Below are 255 nucleotides of genomic sequence, written 5' to 3'. Positions count from 1 at the left end.
CTGAACGGCGCCAACACTGCGGGCTATTTCGATCGCCTGCCGGAAAAGCTGGTGCTGGAAGGTTATCGCCGCTGGACTGCGGGTTTCGAGACAGGCTCGATCATCCCGTGGGAAATGACCTGGGGCCTCTATTCGGAAGTGCTTGGGCCTTCGGAAGCAAAACGCGCGGTGGGCGAGCTGTCGCATTTCATCCGCGTGCTGCGCCATTGCGCCAGCTGCCAGTTGCGTGCTTTCCCTTTCGACTCGCACCATGTC

General features: G+C 60.8%; 1 protein-coding gene. It reads left to right on the top strand.

All coding sequences use genetic code 11. The features are described from left to right. The coding region (locus tag SB822_RS58865) for a hypothetical protein (protein ID WP_410859345.1) at positions 1-255 on the top strand (255 nt) is incomplete at both ends.

This window comes from Paraburkholderia sp. SIMBA_054, assembly GCF_046534875.1.
Classification (GTDB): domain Bacteria; phylum Pseudomonadota; class Gammaproteobacteria; order Burkholderiales; family Burkholderiaceae; genus Paraburkholderia; species Paraburkholderia hospita.
The sequence above is the reverse complement of the archived record's forward strand: the minus strand, read 5'-3'. Positions and strand labels throughout refer to the sequence as shown.